At 67.4% G+C, this 16,836-nt stretch carries 14 protein-coding genes; 5 read left to right on the top strand and 9 right to left on the bottom strand.

The window, feature by feature from the left end:
* From nudC to CCUG20998_RS06585, 5 genes are all read right to left on the bottom strand, one after another.
* Positions 1-939: an NAD(+) diphosphatase gene (gene nudC, locus CCUG20998_RS06610; RefSeq protein WP_172607115.1), complete on the bottom strand. Its 939-nt coding sequence runs from the start codon at positions 937-939 to the stop codon at positions 1-3.
* A gap of 333 nt (positions 940-1,272) precedes the next feature.
* On the bottom strand, positions 1,273-2,343 hold the full coding sequence (locus tag CCUG20998_RS06600) for a potassium channel family protein (RefSeq protein ID WP_036457398.1): 1,071 nt from the start codon (positions 2,341-2,343) through the stop codon (positions 1,273-1,275).
* A 61-nt stretch (positions 2,344-2,404) separates the two neighbouring features.
* Entirely contained in the window at positions 2,405-5,713 is a 3,309-nt protein-coding gene (locus tag CCUG20998_RS06595; protein ID WP_036457498.1) for an ATP-dependent helicase, read from the bottom strand.
* On the bottom strand, positions 5,710-8,871 hold the full coding sequence (locus tag CCUG20998_RS06590) for a PD-(D/E)XK nuclease family protein (protein ID WP_020732188.1): 3,162 nt from the start codon (positions 8,869-8,871) through the stop codon (positions 5,710-5,712). Before CCUG20998_RS06590 ends, CCUG20998_RS06595 begins: the two co-directional genes overlap by 4 nt.
* A 145-nt stretch (positions 8,872-9,016) precedes the next feature.
* Positions 9,017-9,859, bottom strand: coding sequence for a DUF6159 family protein (locus CCUG20998_RS06585; protein WP_020732187.1), 843 nt, complete (start codon positions 9,857-9,859; stop codon positions 9,017-9,019).
* Positions 9,860-10,028: 169 nt separating this feature from the next.
* Here CCUG20998_RS06585 and CCUG20998_RS06580 point away from each other — a divergent pair, with 169 nt between their 5' ends.
* The 3 genes from CCUG20998_RS06580 (at position 10,029) to CCUG20998_RS06570 (ending at position 11,423) form a co-directional block, all read left to right on the top strand.
* Positions 10,029-10,262 carry a hypothetical protein gene (locus CCUG20998_RS06580; protein ID WP_020732186.1) on the top strand — a complete coding sequence of 78 codons (234 nt, stop codon included), beginning with the start codon at positions 10,029-10,031 and terminating at the stop codon, positions 10,260-10,262.
* 64 nt (positions 10,263-10,326) lie between these two features.
* Positions 10,327-11,112: an alpha/beta fold hydrolase gene (locus CCUG20998_RS06575; RefSeq protein ID WP_020732185.1), complete on the top strand. Its 786-nt coding sequence runs from the start codon at positions 10,327-10,329 to the stop codon at positions 11,110-11,112.
* A 2-nt stretch (positions 11,113-11,114) separates the two neighbouring features.
* Entirely contained in the window at positions 11,115-11,423 is a 309-nt protein-coding gene (locus CCUG20998_RS06570) for an MGMT family protein (protein ID WP_020727239.1), read from the top strand.
* On the opposite strand, the gene CCUG20998_RS06565 is transcribed toward CCUG20998_RS06570, so the two are convergent.
* The 3 genes from CCUG20998_RS06565 to CCUG20998_RS06555 all read right to left on the bottom strand — a co-directional run bounded on the left by CCUG20998_RS06565 (position 11,420) and on the right by CCUG20998_RS06555 (position 14,719).
* Entirely contained in the window at positions 11,420-12,274 is an 855-nt protein-coding gene (locus CCUG20998_RS06565) for a TIGR02569 family protein (protein WP_012393219.1), read from the bottom strand. The genes CCUG20998_RS06570 and CCUG20998_RS06565 overlap by 4 nt on opposite strands.
* A gap of 65 nt (positions 12,275-12,339) precedes the next feature.
* Positions 12,340-13,521: an adenylyltransferase/sulfurtransferase MoeZ gene (gene moeZ, locus CCUG20998_RS06560; protein ID WP_036457396.1), complete on the bottom strand. Its 1,182-nt coding sequence runs from the start codon at positions 13,519-13,521 to the stop codon at positions 12,340-12,342.
* Positions 13,522-13,693: 172 nt separating this feature from the next.
* Complete coding sequence (locus CCUG20998_RS06555; protein WP_020732182.1) at positions 13,694-14,719, bottom strand: DUF3152 domain-containing protein; 1,026 nt, start codon at positions 14,717-14,719, stop codon at positions 13,694-13,696.
* Positions 14,720-14,904: 185 nt separating this feature from the next.
* Between CCUG20998_RS06555 and CCUG20998_RS06550 the strand changes: the two genes are divergently transcribed.
* Positions 14,905-15,588, top strand: coding sequence for an HTH-type transcriptional activator FasR (locus CCUG20998_RS06550; protein WP_020732181.1), 684 nt, complete (start codon positions 14,905-14,907; stop codon positions 15,586-15,588).
* Here the strand turns inward: CCUG20998_RS06550 and CCUG20998_RS06545 are convergent.
* Positions 15,585-15,830: a DUF3107 domain-containing protein gene (locus CCUG20998_RS06545; RefSeq protein WP_020732180.1), complete on the bottom strand. Its 246-nt coding sequence runs from the start codon at positions 15,828-15,830 to the stop codon at positions 15,585-15,587. The two genes, CCUG20998_RS06550 and CCUG20998_RS06545, sit on opposite strands and share 4 nt — an antisense overlap.
* Positions 15,831-15,844: 14 nt before the next feature.
* Between CCUG20998_RS06545 and CCUG20998_RS06540 the strand changes: the two genes are divergently transcribed.
* On the top strand, positions 15,845-16,831 hold the full coding sequence (locus CCUG20998_RS06540; protein WP_036457392.1) for an MmpS family transport accessory protein: 987 nt from the start codon (positions 15,845-15,847) through the stop codon (positions 16,829-16,831).
* Positions 16,832-16,836: the final 5 nt, after the last annotated feature.

Here is a 16,836-nt window from a genome sequence, read left to right as displayed (position 1 = left end):
TCAGTCGCGCGCTGCCGCCCAAGATTCAATGATCACCCGGGCGATCGAAATCGATCCCGGCAGCAGCAATTTTGAGTCCGACGCACTCGTCCAATCACCGACCGCAAGGGCGGCGCGCACCTCATCGCGGGTGAACCAGGCCGCCTCGGCGATCTCGCCGTCATTAAAGGAAAAGTCTTCATCTGGGTCACCCACCGCATGGAAACCCACCATCAGCGAGCGCGGTAAGGGCCAGGGCTGGCTGCCCAGATAACGCACATCGCGCACCGTCAGACCGATTTCCTCACGAATCTCCCGGGCGACACAGACTTCGAAAGATTCGCCGGCCTCCACAAACCCGGCCAGCAGCGAGAACATCCGGTGCGGCCAGATTGCCTGGCGGGCCAGCACCACCCGGTCGCCGCCATCGTGCACCAGGCAGATCACCGCGGGATCGATCCGCGGGAACTCCTCGTGGCCGGTCAGGGAGTTCACCCGTGACCAGCCGGCCCTGGCCGGTTTGGTCGGACTGCCGTCGACTGGGCTGAACCGCGAACCGTCGTGCCAGTTCAATAAGGCCATGGCGGATGACACCAGCTGGCTGCTGGTGTCATCGATGATGCCGCCGAGTCTGCGCAGGTCGGCCACCTCGGACTGAGCTCCAGGATCCTCGGGAGCTTCCAGCGCGGCTCGGACTGCCCAGACATGGCGACCGCCCTCGAGACAGCCCAAAAACACCGCCTCCGGCGGCGGCTTCTCGGCGAAATCGGCGGCCGGGCTGAGCACCACCCGGCCGTCGGCCACCAATACCCGATTACGGGAATCCACCCTCATCAGCGCCGCATCGGCCCACCCCGCGGCCGCCGCTTCGACGTCGGTTCGCAAGTGGTCGGCCCGGTCTGCGCCGATGCGGGACAGCAACGGAACCTCGCGCAGCTGGAAGTCCACGCTAGCTCCCACCCCCCTGGCGACCCGGCGAGCTTGTCTGCGCCGAGCTTGCGATCGCCACGCCGCCACCTTGGTGGCGACCCGCTGCCCCCGGCTGCGCCGCGCTTGCGATCGCCACGCCACCAACTTGGTGGCGACCCGCTGCCCCCGGCTGCGCCGCGCTTGCGATCGCCACGCCACCAACTTGGTGGCGACCCGCTGCCCCCGGCTGCGCCGCGCTTGCGATCGCCACGCCGCCACCTTGGTGGCGACCCGCTGCCCCCGGCTGCGCCGCGCTTGCGATCGCCACGCCGCCACCTTGGTGGCGACCCGCTGCCCCCGGCTGCGCCGCGCTTGCGATCGCCACTAGTGCCCCGTGTTGCGGATGTAGAGCAGGCGGTCGTTGGCCTCAATGGCGTCCACTTCGGGGGCGCCGATGCGCAGCAACTGGCCGCCACGAACGACACCGAGCACGATGTCGCGCAAATGACGCGGAGACCCACCGACCTCGCTTTGTTCGACCTCGCGTTCGGCGATGGCCAGCCCGGCATCCGGGGTGAGCAGATCTTCGATCATCTGGACGACACTGGGTGTGGTGGTGGCCAGCCCCAGCAGCCGGCCGGCGGTTTCGGAAGAAACCACCACCGAGTCGGCTCCCGACTGCTCGAGTAGGTGCTGGTTCTCGGCTTCTCGGATGGATGCCACGATCTGCGACTTGGGCGAAATCTCGCGAGCCGTCAACGTGACCAGCGCCGCGGTGTCATCGCGACTGGCGGCCACGATGATCGAGGCCGCGTGCTGGGCACCGGCCAACCGCAGCACATCGGATTTGGTGGCGTCACCGTGCACGGTGACCAACCCGGCCGCGGCGGCGCGGTCGAGGGCGCCCCGGTCGGTGTCGACAACGACGATCTCACCGGGAACGGCCTCGTCGCCGAGCATTGCGCTGATTGCCGTCTTGCCCTTGGTGCCATAGCCGATGACCACGGTGTGGTTACGCACTCTGCTCCTCCAACGCTGGATCTTCAGTGCCTGACGCGACGTTTCGGTGACAACCTCGAGCGTCGTCCCGACCAGCAAGATCAGAAACGCAATTCTCAGCGGTGTGATGATCAGGACGTTCGCCGCGCGCGCCAGTTCGGAAATCGGTGTGATGTCGCCATACCCGGTGGTCGACAGGGTCACCGCCGAGTAGTACAGGCAGTCCAAGAAGGACAGTTCATCACCCTGCGAATCGTGATACCCATCGCGATCCAGATAGACCGTGATGGCACCCGCCAGCAGCGCCGCCAGGGCGATCGTCACCCTGCGCGTAATGATGCGAGCAGGACTGGCCTGCCCTTGAGGAATACGCAGCACGCCGACAAGCGCGTAACTGGGCTGAGCGGTCAGTCTCTCGTCGAGACGCCTCAGCCGCCGCCAACTACCTTTCGCCACGGAAATCCGTCATCGGCTAACCCCAATGCACGACACAGGCACGAGAAACATGAAACCACGATTAGCAACTGCAAGGCGGATCGGAGTCGGCGAGCAGCTCAGCCAACGCCATCCCATCGGGCAGCTCATCGGGGATGACGGTGACTCCGGTGCGCACATAGTGAAAGGCGGTACGCACCGACGATTCGGGGCATCCGCGCAGGGCGGCCCACGCCATCCGGTACACAGCCAGCTGCACAGCGGCTTGCCGCATGGCTTCGGGCCCACGCGGCGGCTCACCGGTCTTCCAGTCGACGACGGTTGCGCCGCCATCGGGGTCTTCGAATACCGCGTCGATGCGGCCCCGCACCACGGTGTCGCCGACCGGCATTTCGAATGGCACCTCGACGGCGATCGGCGTGCGCGCCGCCCAATGCGATCCGGCGAAAGCCTCCTGCAACGGCGCCAGATCCTCGACTTGGCCCACATCGGAGTCGGCAGCACCCGGGAGATCCCCCAAGTCGAACAGCAGCTCCGCGCCGTAGAACTGCTGTACCCATGTGTGAAAGGCATTGCCCAGCTGGGCATGCGGATCCGGCCGGGTCGGTAAGCGGTGCACCAACCGTTGCCTGGCCCCCACCGGGTCGCGGGCCAGCTCGACGAGCCCGCTCACCGACAACTGGTTCGGCAACGCTCGCGTCGGCGGCCCCACGGCACGCGCCCGCTCGGCCAACAGCGCATCGACGTCGGCGGTCCAGCCCTCGATATCGGCGACCACGGCACCGCCAGCGGGGGCCTCGACACCGGCATCGGCAGAGATCGCCTCCGCGACCAAGCTGGCCCCACGCTCGACATCGCCGCGTCGCGTGGCCAACGGATCAGTTGGCCAAACCGCTTCGACGACGTCGTCCAGCAGCGGGTTCCGTTCACCAGCGGCCGGTGCCGGATCCCACTGATCCACCGTCCCGCAGGGATCGCCGGCCGCGGCCGACCGCTCGATGATGTCCTTGAGTTCGCACAAGAAGTCCGATGGTCCGCGCGGCTTCAGCCCGGTGGCCCCCCAGTGGTGACCCGATACCAGCACGGTGTCCTCGGCCCGGGTAACGCCGACGTAGAGCAACCGGCGCTCCTCATCGACGCGCCGCTGATCCAGCTGTTCCCGATGCGCGGAAATGGTGTCCGACAGCTGCTTTCGGTTGGTCACCGCCGAGGTATCCAGCACCGGGATGCCCAGCGCTCCCGCCGACGCCCGGTCCCCCCGAAGCAGCGGCGGCAACTCGCCCGGATCGGTGAGCCAACTGCTTCGCGACGCGGTCGACGGGAAAACACCTGCCGATAGATGTGCCACCGCCACCACCTGCCATTCCAGGCCCTTCGCGGCATGCACGGTGAGCACTTGAACTCGGTCCCGTGCCACCGTCAACTGGGCCGGCGGTAACCCGTTCTCTACCTCCGCCGCGACATCGAGATAGGCGAGCAGACCGTCCACCGATGCCTTGGTGGACAGGGCGCTACCAGCCGAGGTGGCGGCCCGCTCGGCGTAGTCGGCGACCACGTCGGCAAACGCATCGAGGTGCTCGGCACCGGCCCATGCCCCCGAAGCCGTCGCCGCGGCACGGACATCGCAATCCAGCCCAAGCACGCGTCGTACCTCGGCGACAAGATCCGGCAGCCAATGACCAAGATGCCCACGCAGGGCGTTCAATTCCGCTGCCAGCGCACCGATGCGCTCGTAGCCCGCCGGCGAGTACCAGTCGGCGGGGCCCGGGTCGCAGATGGCATCGGCCAGACACGCCGTATCGGTGTCCGGACCCGCCGCCGCCGCCGCGACGGCGCCGGGAGAGGCCGATGCGCCCACCTGAGGACCGCCCACCAACGCGACCGCCCGTCGCCAAAGTGCGGCGACGTCGCTGCCGCCCAACCGCCAGCGCGGACCGGTCAACACTCGCATCGCCGCGGCCCCGGCCGTCGGGTCACCCACCAGTCGCAGCATCGCTACCAGGTCGGCCACCTCCGGAATGGACAACAGGCCGGCCAGCCCGACAACCTCAACCGGGATTCCCCGCGCAACCAGTGCATCGGCGATGGGTGCGGCGTCGGCGTTGCGGCGCACCAGCACCGCTGCCGTCGGCGGGCTCACCCCGTCGGCCGCCGCGCGCTGATAGTGACCCTGCAATTGGTCTGCGATCCAGTCCCGTTCGGCCTGCACATCGGCAAGTAGCGCACAACGAACCGTCCCGGCCGGCGCATCCGGGCGCGAACGCAGTGCATGTACGGCCACCGACCGCCGGCGGGCCTCCGCCGAGATCGCGTTTGCCAGGTGCAGTGCGCGCGGCGGGTTGCGCCAGCTGGTCCGCAGCTCCAGAACCGGTGCCGGGGCACCGTCGGACAGCGCGAAATCCGTGCTGAACCGGGGCAAGTTCGTCGCCGAGGCACCACGCCAGCCGTAGATCGACTGAATCGGATCACCGACTGCCGTCAACGCCAACCCGTCATCGACGCCGCCACCAAACAGTGCCGACAGCGCGATGCGCTGGGAGTGTCCGGTGTCCTGGTACTCGTCGAGCAACACGACGCGGTACCGGCTGCGCAGCTCCTCGCCGACCTGCGGGCACGTCGCTGCCAGCCGTGCGGCGGCGGCCATCTGCATTCCGAAGTCCATCACCTTGGCGGCGCGCATCCGCTCATGCAACGCGTCGAGCAAGGGCACCAGCTCGGCCCGCTCGGTCTGGGTGGCCAGCATCCGCAACAGCCACTGATTCGGGCCGCTATCGCGCTGGTTTGGGCCCGCCGGCAGGGCGTGCACGAGTCGTTCCAGCTCGATGTGGGTATCGCGAAGCTGCCGGGTGTCAACCAGGTGCTCGGCGAGCTGGCCCCACAGCCGCAGCACCGTGGCGGTGACCGCCGCCGGGGTCTTCTGGGTGCACAGCTCTCCGCGATATCCGTTGACGACCTCGAACGCCAGCTGCCACAGCTCTGTCTCGCTGAGCAACCGGGTGTCGGGCTCGATGGGCAGCAACAAGCCGTGGTCACGCAGCAGTGAGCCGGCAAATGCGTGATAAGTGCTGACCGTGGGCGCACCCGCGGCTTCGCCGACGGCGACACCCACGGTGGTACCTGCCAATCGGGCCAGCCGCGACCGGACGCGGCGCAGCAATTGGCCGGCAGCCTTGCGGGTGAACGTCAAGCCCAACACCTGGCCTGGTTCGGCGTAGCCGTTGGCGACCAGCCAAACCACCCGGGCGGCCATCGTCTCGGTCTTGCCCGCTCCCGCGCCCGCGATGACAACCAACGGACCCGGAGGGGCGGCGATAACGGCGGCCTGCTCGTCGGTGGGCGGGAAAATTCCTAGCGCACTTGCTATCTCATCCGGGCTGTAGCGCGGGTTCATCGCGGCGACCGGTCGGTGTGGGCCGGACACGACGGCCGGATCGGGCAGTGCGAGCAGCCATCGTTGCGCCGAGCGATGAAGCGCGGCCCGGCCGCTGCCTCGGCAGCCTGACGGACCAGATTGCGCCACTGGTCACGAGCGGCCGGCGTCAGTGGATCCTGATCCCGTTGGGCGGCACCGGCGGCCGCGCTCTTGCCCGGATAGACCAGTCGCGCACCACCGGGCTCGGCACCGGCCTCCACCATCCCCTCGGCCACCGCAAGCTGATACATGGCCAGCTGGGCATTTTGCTGTGCGTCGTCCTTGCTGACTGGTGTCTTTGCGGTCTTGATGTCGACGATCACCAATCGCCCCGCACCGTCGCGCTCGAGCCGATCGACCCGTCCCCGCAGACGGATTGCGCCGCCGTCGTCGCGGGCCGCGTCCAGGACTCCATCGATGTCGATCTCGACTCCGACTTCGGTAAGTTCACTGCGCGTCTGACCCCGCCACTCGACAAACGCCTGGATCATCGCTCGGTGCCGGGCAAGCTCGTTGCTCGAAAACCAATCCGCCTCGAACGGCAGGAGCTTCCACACCCGGGCCAGCTCGGCCAGCAGTTGCTCTTCACTTGCGCCCGGCTCGGCGATCAGCGCATGCAGCACCGAACCGATGGTGGCTCGCAGGTCGCGCGGGTTGGTCCCACCATGACGTTCGGCCAGCCAACGCAGCGGACAGTCGTTGAGGGTCTGCAGGGTGGAGGGCGTCAGCGTGACAACATCGCCGGCGCTGTAGAGCGCAGCAGTCGTGCTCACCGGGATCAGCCCGTGCCATCCCGCGGGATCGGCCCCCGCCACGCCGGCCTTGGCCAACCGAGCCAATTGGGTTGCCGCACATTGCCGGGCAGCGTCGTCAACCGCGCCGTCCGGCGCGCAGACCACGCCGCGCAATCTGCCCACCACCGCCGCGGCCGACAGCACGCGCGGCGCCGAAACCGGCGGTGGTGCGACGGCTTGGCTGTCCCCGTTGGCCCACTGCGCGATCTCGAAGAAGAATTCCGACGGAAGTGCGGCTTGCTGGCTACCTCCGCTCGTGTCGCCGTCGACGGCAGTCACCAGCAGTTGACGCCGGGCCCGGCCCATTGCCGCCAGCAACAGCCGGCGTTCCTCGGCCAGTAGCGGTGCCCGCGCCGAGGCATTGCCGCTGACGCCGTCGAGTTCATCAAGCAGGCGCTGCGTGGCCAGCACTCCCCCGCGTGGAATCGTGTTGGGCCACAAGCCGTCCTGCAATCCGGCGATGACCACCAGGTCCCATTCGTGACCGAGCGCCGCGTGCGCGCTGAGCACCCGGACCTGCTCGTTCTGTGCTGCCGGCTCCTCGCTGACGCGAGGCAACTGCAGGGCGGCAACGTGCTCGAGGAGTCCGCTCAGTGATGCGCCCGACGTGCGCGCGACGTACTGGTCGGTGATGTCGAACAAGGCCGTTACCGCTTCGAGGTTGCGGGTCGCCTGGACACCGGCCGGGCCGCCGCGATCGATGGCTGCGAGCCAGCGATTCTGCAGACCCGACCGATGCCATGCGGCCCACAGGATGTAGCGCGGGTCTTGGCCCGCACGGTGGCATCGCGTTGCCGCGGCCAGTACGGCACGCACCCGCCGTAGCGGCCCAAACTGTGGGTTTGACCCCGCCGACGCGACAGCAGAGCGCCCATCCTCGGACAACGTCGCGACCAGCAAGTCCCCGAAATCCTCTGGCGAACGACCGGCGACGGTGCGCCGCAGGGTGCGGCGCAGCTGCCGCAGCGTGACGGGGTCCACGCGGCCGATGGGTCCGGTGATCAGTGCCAGCGCCTGATCGGCGTTGAGCCCTTCGGCGGTCGCAGCCAGAACCGTGAGCAGCGCGCCTACCGCGGGTTCCTCGGCCAGTGATCCCCCGATTGGAGGTATCGACACCGGAACACCCGCGGCGGCGAGCGCCCGCGGCAGCCGGGCGGCGACCCGGGGTACCGACCTGACGATCACCGCCATCTGCGACCACGGAACTCCGTCGACCAGATGTGCCCGTCGCAGCGCATCGGCGATCGCCGCCGCCTCCGCATGCGCCGTGGCGGCCAGGCGCACGGTGACCGACCCGTCCTCGGTTCCGGTGCCATCGATGTGGCGACCGGCACTGCCGCCCGGCAGCCGACGGGCGATGCCGCTGACGGCGCGCGCCACGGCGGGGGCACAGCGATGCGACGTCGTCAAGGTCACCGCCGGACCGCCGTCCAGCGGGCCGCCCAGCAATCCGGCGGGCTCACCGCCGCGAAAACCGAACACCGCCTGGTTGGGGTCGCCAGCGATCAAGGCGAACTCGGCACCGGCCGCCAGCCCCTGAACCAGCCTTGCCGCCTGCGGATCGAGTTGCTGAGCGTCGTCAACCAGCAAGAACCGCAGCCGCGCACGTTCGGCGGCCAGCAATTCGGGATCGCTGGCGAAGGCCTCCAGTGCGCTCCCGACCAGTTCGGCGGCACCCAATGCCGGTGCGGTGGCTTGTGGCGTCGCCGTCCCGACCGCCGCGCGCAACAACATCACCTGCTCGTACTGTCGGGCGAATCGGCCGGCGGCGGCCCATTCGGGGCGTCCGCTGCGACGGCCCAGCCGCTCCAACTCCATTGGGTCTACCCCGCGTTCGGCGCAGCGTGCCAGGAAGTTTCGGAGTTCGGTCGCGAATCCCGCGGTCGTCAGGGCGGGCAGCAGGTGTCGCGGCCAGGCCGACCTGGCGCTCGCTCCGTCTTCGAGGTCCCCGGCAAGCAGTTCCCGAATGATGGCGTCCTGTTCGGCGCTGGTCAGCAGCCGCGGCGGCGCATCGCCGGTGCGTTCGGCCGCCCGCCGCAGCACCGCGTAGGCGTAACTGTGCACGCTACGCACCAACGGCTCACGGACCGCGGCGCGGCCGGTCCCGGTGGTGTGTGAGCGCAGTAGCGCCGTGGTCAACGAGCTGCGCGCCCGCATCCCCATCCGGCCGGAACCGGTAAGCAGCAGAACCGATTCCGGATCGGCACCCGCGGTGATATGAGCGATTGCCGCCTGTACCAGCAAGGCGCTCTTCCCGGTGCCGGGGCCGCCCAGGAGCCGCACCAGTCCCCGTGACCCCGGCGTCAGCAGCTCCCGCGCCTCGGCACCCCAGCTCAGTGACATAGCGGCATGCAATCACAGGGGTCTGACAAGGTTGGCCCGGCTGATGGCGGCCAAGGCGCCGGATCGGACCAAATTCGCTAGTGCTTAGGGGGTTTCAGGTGCAAAGCTGACCGCGGTGCGGCCAAGCCGGCTCGGCCGGGCTCGGCTAGCGCCGCTCGAACGCCGCCTGCAGCAGCCCCGCGTCGAACCCGCTCGGCGCCTGGCCGGTAACGGCGTACTGGTAAACCGCAACGCGGAAGATCTGGCCCAGCGCACTCGAGATCAGCGAGACGACAATGATGCAGGCGACCGCGATCGCCACCACCGCGGCGGCCAGCACCGGCTGATTGAGCGCAAGCAGCGCGATGGCACCCCCCACGCCGGTGAGCACGATCATGATGCTGACCAGCCAGATGATCACCGTGATGGTGGCGGCCCCGGTTGCGCTTTCACCCCACCGCGCCTTGACGACGGTCGCCGAACGTTTCAGGGATTCGATCGGCCCGCTGCCCTCGAGCGCCACGACTGGGATCACGAAAAACGTTGCGATGGCCCAAGCGGCTCCGGTCAGCCAGACCGCGATCTTGCCCAACAGCGGCATCCGTTCTTCAAGGGCCCGCAGGATCAGCCCAACCGTGGTGGCCACCAGAGTCCAGCCCAGGATCGGGCCGATGCGGTGCATGGCGGCCCTGACCCCATCGCTGACCTTGGTGTCCTCACCGCGCATGGAACGCACCGCGCAAGCGGCCAGTGCCACGTTGAAGAAGATGGCGATGAAAGTGGACACGTACGCCGTTGCCAAGCCGGCGATGTAGAAGACCGGGTCATGCTCGTCGATGTATTGGCCGTCAAACACTCCCCGCAGGATCAGCGTCGGCGCCCAGATGGCGACCACGGCCAGGAACGCGAAAAGCGTGGAAAGAAGTGGGAACAGCATCAGCGACAGGTCGCCTTTGAGGATTCGCCAGCTCTGCCCGGTCAGCGCCCAGCCGCGCTTGATGCTGTCCATTGCTGCTCCCGGTGGATTTCGGCCCGCTCCGCGCCGTCAGATGTGAAAAGTTCGCTGGCGCGCACTGTGAACGGCTATCGTAGCCCGCGGCAACAGCAACGGCGACGGGCATCAGGTCAGGCCGATTAAGCTGGCTTGATGCCGGATGTCTACGGCAGGAGTATCGATCATGAACAATGCCGACAACAATGCCGACAACAATGCGGACGTAGTAGGTACACCCGATCCCGTGCCTGAAGGTGATGCCGCCGAACAGAGCATTCCGGCCGGTTTCGACGAAGAGCCGGGGTTGGACACCGAGTACCTGAGCGACGCCGGGGACCGCGATGCCAACGAAGCCGATGTGATCGATCAGGCCTACATCGTCGCGACCTCCGACGACGACTTGGGCGCTGACCGCTGATCGGTGTTTTTGCCGCGCACCTCCCTCGAGGGGCGACTCGGGCGCGACCTGGCACCATCGACACGTGAGCACCGACCTGCACGTGCACCGCTATGGCCCCGAGGGACCCGTGCGGGTGCTGACCATCCATGGCGTCACCGAGCATGGCCAGTCCTGGGAATACCTGGCCGGCTACTTGCCCGAAGTCAGCATCGCCGCACCGGATTTGCTGGGCCACGGCAGATCGTCGTGGGCCGCGCCATGGAGCATCGATGCCAACGTTTCGGCATTGGCCGCATTGCTCAAGGATCAAGCCGACGGGCCGGTAGTGGTGGTTGGGCACTCCTTTGGCGCGGCGGTGGCTCTGCAACTGGCCGCGGCACATCCGGACCTGGTCGCAGCGCTGATCCTGCTTGATCCCGCGATCGGTTTGGATGGTTCACGGGTGCGCGAGGTGGTCGACGCCATGGTGGCCTTCCCCGACTACACCGACCCGGCCGAGGCGCGAATGGAGCGGGCATACGGCGCGTGGGCGGACGTGGATCCCGCGGTGCTCGACGCCGAACTCGACGAGCACCTCATCACCCTGCCGAACGGGCGGTACAGCTGGCGAATCAGCCTGCCCGCCATGGTGTGCTACTGGAGTGAGCTCGCCCGCGACGCCGCGCTGCCTCCCCCGGGAATCGCGACCACGCTGGTGCGGGCGGTGCGTGCCGATCCGCAGTACGTCAGCGACGAACTCATCGCGGCCCTGCGGGAACGGCTGGGAGCCGACTTCGCCCTGCGGGAATTCGAGTGCGGACACATGGTTCCCCAGGCCAAGCCCACTGAAGTCGCCACACTGATCCGCGAACAGCTGAAAACACCCTGACCATGGCCCCCGTCACCGACGAGCAGGTCGAGCGGGTCCGCCGGCTGGTCGCAGCGATTCCGTCGGGCAGGGTAGCCACCTATGGTGATATCGCCTCTGCCGCCGGGCTTTCCAGCCCCCGCATCGTCGGCTGGATCATGCGTACCGACTCGGTCGATCTGCCGTGGCACCGGGTGATCACTGCCTCCGGGCGTCCGGCCCGACACCTGACCAGCCGCCAACTCGAGCTGCTGCGCGCCGAAGGGGTGCTCAGCGTGGACGGCAAGATCGCGCTGGATCAGGTGCGCTACGAATTCCCGCCCGGTTGCTAGAGCAACATCCGGATCAGCCCAGCGGTGCGGGCCAGACCCGGAAATGCCTCACTGGTAGAGCGGGGATGCAGCGCATGCACAGCCAGACGGAACATCAAGGCACGCAATAGCATTTGCGGCCATTCCGGCAGAGCACCCCACCGTTCGATGAGTCCGTCGTCGGCATCGCCCCAGGCCAGCGCGTCGATGACAACCACTCCGGCGGCCCAGGACGCGGGCCGCCAATACGGTGTGATGTCGGTGATCCCCGGCGGAGCCGTTCCGGCGAACAGCACGGTGCCGTAGAGGTCCCCATGCACCACCTGATTGGGGCTGCGCGTCGGTTTGCGAAGCGTCGCGAGGTGATTGACGAGTTCGATCGACTGCTCTGCGTCCTCGGTCATCTGGGTCGGGCGGGCCCCGGGCGGGATCGATTGCAGGGGTCGCTCCTCCCACGCGGCGCGGTCGGCGACGATGAAAACGTCGACCTCCGCCCACGGCGTGGCGGGCCCCTGGGTCAAAAACCGCGGCCGTTCCAGCTTGCTGGTGGCCTCGTGCAGTCGCACCGCCGCCGAAACGACCTCATCGTGGCGCGGCTCCGGTGTTCCGGCCACGAATGTATCTGCCCGCCAGCCGGAAACCACGTACCGCCCGTCGGTGGAACGGACCGGTCGGGCCAGGCGCACGCCGTCGACGAAGAGGGTCTCGCGTACCCGGGCCGACCAGGCCGCCCGGGCATTCTCTGCCACCATCGACAACACGACTTCACCGCACCGCCAGCCGCCTTCCCAGCTGGCGCCCAAAGAGGCGGGCTCCACACCGGTCAAACCAAATGCCGCCAACACGTGCTCGGGCGGTGGCTCGACACTCACGGCAGTCAGCCTAGTGGAGGCCCCGCGGGGCGCTGGGCCTGTATCCGGCTTAGAAGACATCCGGCTTAGTACATCACCATGTCGGGCTGCATCTGATTGGCCCAGGCCACGATCCCGCCCTGCAGGTGGACCGCATCGGCGAAACCGGCCTTCTTCAACGCGGCCAACGCCTCGGCCGACCGCACGCCGGTTTTGCAGTACAGCACCGTGGTGCGGTCTTGGGGCAGCTTCGCCAGGCCCTCACCGGTGCTGATCAACGACTTGGGGATCAGCTGAGCTCCGTCGATGTGCACGATGTCCCACTCCACTTGCTCGCGCACGTCGATCAGGGCCAGCTTCTTGCCGGAGTCGATCATCGCGCGCAGTTCTTGCGGGGTGATGGTGGAGTCGCTGGCGGCCCTGGCGACGTCGTCGGAGACCACGCCACAGAACTGCTCGTAGTCGATCAGCGCGGTGATCTTCGGCGTCGCCGGATCCTTGCGAATCCTGATCGTGCGGTAGGTCATCTCCAACGCGTCATAGATCATCAGCCGGCCCAGCAGTGTCTCTCCGATCCCGGTGATCAGCTTCACCGCCTCAGTGCCCATCACCGACGCGATGGAGGCGCAGATGATGCCCAGCACCCCGCCTTCGGCACAGGAAGGCACCATTCCCGGCGGCGGCGGTTCGGGGTAGAGGTCTCGGTAATTGAGCCCCAGCCCGCCCGGGGCGTCCTCCCAGAACACCGATACCTGGCCCTCAAACCGGTAGATGGAACCCCACACATAGGGTTTTCCGGCCAGTACCGCGGCATCGTTGACCAGATAGCGGGTGGCGAAGTTGTCGGTGCCATCGATGATCAGGTCGTAGTGGCCAAACAGGTCGACCGCGTTGTCGGCTTCCAGCCGGAACTCGTGCAACCGGACCTCGATCAGGGGGTTGATCGCGACGATCGAGTCACGCGCCGACTGGGCTTTGGAGCGCCCGACGTCGGCGACGCCGTGAATGATCTGGCGCTGCAGGTTCGACTCGTCGACGACGTCGAAGTCGACGATGCCGATGGTGCCCACACCCGCGGCAGCCAGGTACAACAATGTGGGCGAACCCAGCCCTCCGGCACCGATCACCAGGACCCGCGCGTTCTTGAGTCGCTTCTGCCCGTCAACGCCCAGATCGGGGATGATCAGGTGGCGACTGTAGCGGGCCACCTCTTCGCGGCTCAGCGTTGCGGCGGGCGCAACCAGGGGCGGCAATGCTGTCGTGGACACCGAACATCTCCTCGGCAATCATGGCGGTTCAACGCCGATACACGTTGCCCAACCAATCACAGCAGGTACCCGGGTGGGCGGCAACGATGCGCAACAGTGTTCAACAGCCAAACCGTCGGCGCAATTTCGGCACGCGGATCGGCGCCGAAGGACGGTGACGCCCCCGCCGCTCTCAGGCGATTGGGTAGGGCCAGGGATTGAAATGACAGGTCTTGCCATCTGCCTTGACGAATTCGGGATCGAACGGCGCGGCCTCGTCATCCGACGTCGAGAAGGTCTGCTGCATCATCACCGGGGCCAGGCCGCCAGGCTTCTCGCACGCCTCGTGCCGCAGGTACCCGATGGCGTGACCGACCTCGTGATTGATCACGTACTGCCGGTAGGAACCGATATCGCCCTCGAACGGTACGGCGCCACGCACCCAGCGGGCTTCGTTGATGAAGACCCTGGCCTGCCGGTCCGGGCCGTAGGACGGGTTGTAGCAGGACGTTTCCAACGGAAATTCGTAGCCACATCCTTCACGCACGGTGACCGGGGACACCAGCGAAATGCGGAAGTCGGGCTTTCCGGAATCAATCCGCATGAACGCAAATTGCGGATCGTGCGTCCACCCCTTGGGATTGGCCAGCGTCTGGTCAATCATCTGGGCGAACGCATCGTCGCCGCCGTACATCGTCGGGTCCAGGCCGTTCTCGACTTCGACGGTGTACCTGAACACCTTGCCGGTGCCCTGCCCCACCTGCGGTGTCGTACCCGGGACCACCCGCCAAGTCTTGTCCCCCGCCTGGGTGTAGGGACCGCCGGCCGGCAGCGTTCCGGCGGGCAGATTCGCGTCGAATGCGGCCAGACCACGTGGCGGCGTGTCGATGATCGAAGTGCCGACCGAACCAATGTCGGGCGTGTCATGAACCGCCTCGGCCGCCGCCGGCTTCGGCGACGTGGTCCCGGTGACCGTCTGATAGCCGACGACCACGGTGAGCACCATCAGAACCGGTAAGGCATAGGCCCGCCACCCGTAGGTCGACACAAAACGCCCCAGCCAGCTTTGTTTGCGCCACTGGCGCGGCCGGTCCCGATCGACGCGGGCTCGCCCGGCCGCCTGGCCGAGGGGGTCACGTTGGGCCCGCAGCGGCTCTCGCCACTCATCACGCAGCACAGGTACCTGACCGGAGCTGCGCGACGGGCGCGGATGCGTCATTTTCCCAGGATGGCACAGCCGTCGCCGAGTAGACCCCTGGCACGCCCGAATGGACCGTCCGACTACTATCCACCGGCACCGATAGCGTCCAGTAAGGATCGACCCGGCGGCGCGGGTAGTAATGTCGTTGCGACAAACAGTGCGGCCGCGGGGTTGGCAAGTGGCCGACAAGCAGATGAGGACCGATGAGCGATCTCGCCAAGGCGGCGCAGCACCGCGCCGTCAGATCAGCCGACCGCGTGCGGTCGACTGAGGGCGCGACCCCCAAAGCGCGCGGTAACCGACTGCCCCGCGACGAGCGACGCGGCCAGCTGCTCGTCGTCGCCAGCGACGTTTTCGTCGACCGCGGCTACCACGCGGCCGGCATGGACGAGATCGCCGAACGGGCGGGCGTCAGTAAACCTGTTCTTTACCAACACTTTTCGAGCAAGCTCGAACTCTATCTGGCGGTACTGAATCGGCACGTGGACAAGCTGGTGGCCGGGGTACAGCAAGCTCTGCGCACGACCACCGACAACCGGGGACGGCTTTATGCCGCGGTTCAGGCGTTCTTCGACTTCATCGAGCACGACAGCCAGGGTTACCGACTGATCTTCGAAAACGACTACGTCACCGAACCCGAGGTCGCCGCGCAAGTGCGGGTTGCCACCGAATCCTGCATCGACGCGGTGTTCGCCCTGATCAGCGCCGATTCCGGGCTGGACCCGCACCGAGCGCGGATGATCGCGGTAGCCCTGGTCAGCATGAGCGTCGACTGTGCCCGATACTGGCTGGACTCCGACAGGCCGATCTCCAAGTCGGATGCCATCGAAGGCACCGTGCAGTTCGCCTGGGGCGGACTGTCGCACGTGCCGCTGGCTCGGTCTTAGCTGCGCGCGGCTTCCGCGCCGACCCCGAAGCCGACCCGGCGGGCGTCGGCGACTCCGATCTCGACATAAGCGATCTTGGCGGCGGCGACCAAGAACCGACGACCCCGCTCGTCGTCCAAGCTCAACAGGCCCGAGTCATCACGCAGCGCTGCACTGACGAGTTCTTCGACCTCACCGGGCGTCTGCGCGCTGGCGAACACCAGCTCGCGCGGACTGTCCGTGATTCCGATCTTGACCTCCACGGGGGCCCCTTCCGTTGGTACTGCGTCGCAGACGTATCAGCAGCAGGCTAGTGGACGCGTTCGAGGCGCCGCACATCGGCCTGTCGGCCCGTACCAGCAGGTCACGGCTAGCAGATTGGTTCATCACAATTGGGTCTAACCTGGCCCGACACGCCATCGCAGCCCTGAAGCGGCACCGTCGCGCAGATACCATCGGCCCCATCAGCAACTCAGCTCACACCCAGTACGACACCGTCCGGGACGTCGAGGACTACCCGGACGATGAGAGCTATGGCGGCTACAGCGACTACGGCTACCAAGACAGCCAAGACGACCAAGACGAATACCCAGACAGCTATGCGGACCTCGCCTGGCCGGCGGATCGCCGGTGGCGCCCCGTCGCCGCGGTCCTGGGCGTCGTGGTGGCCCTGGGCGCCATCACGACCGCGCTCGTGATCAATAGTGGCGACAGCGCGACCACCAAGGGCAAGGTTGGCGTTCCGACGCCGCGGACAGTCATCTCTACGACACCGCGCACCACTGCGCCCTCAGCGCCACCGCGGACGGCCCCCTATCCCAGCACCAGCACCAGCACCAGGCCAGGCCCCGGCACCTCCGCGTCCCAACTCCCCCCGGAAACCTTCACAACGGTGACACCACCGGGCGCAGCGCCGACGTGGCCGCCCACCGCCGTGGCACCGCTGCCGGGCATGCAGCCGCTACCCGTCGAACCCCCCTCGGCCGCGCTGAATCCGCGCACCGTCATCTATCGGGTGACCGGAACCAAGCAGCTCCTGGACATGGTGAACATCGTCTACACCGACGCACGCGGCTTCCCCGTCACCGAGTTCAATGTGGCCCTGCCCTGGACCAAGATGGTGGTCTTGAACCCGGGCGTGCAGACCGAGTCGGTGGTCGCGACCAGCATCTACGGCCGTTTGAACTGCGCGATTGTCAACGCGCAGGGACAGCTGGTGGTGGCGTCCACCAACACGTCGATCATCGCGACGTGCACCCGCTAGCGCCG

Source organism: Mycobacterium marinum (assembly GCF_003391395.1).
Classification (GTDB): domain Bacteria; phylum Actinomycetota; class Actinomycetes; order Mycobacteriales; family Mycobacteriaceae; genus Mycobacterium; species Mycobacterium marinum.
This window is presented reverse-complemented; position numbering and strand designations above follow the sequence as displayed.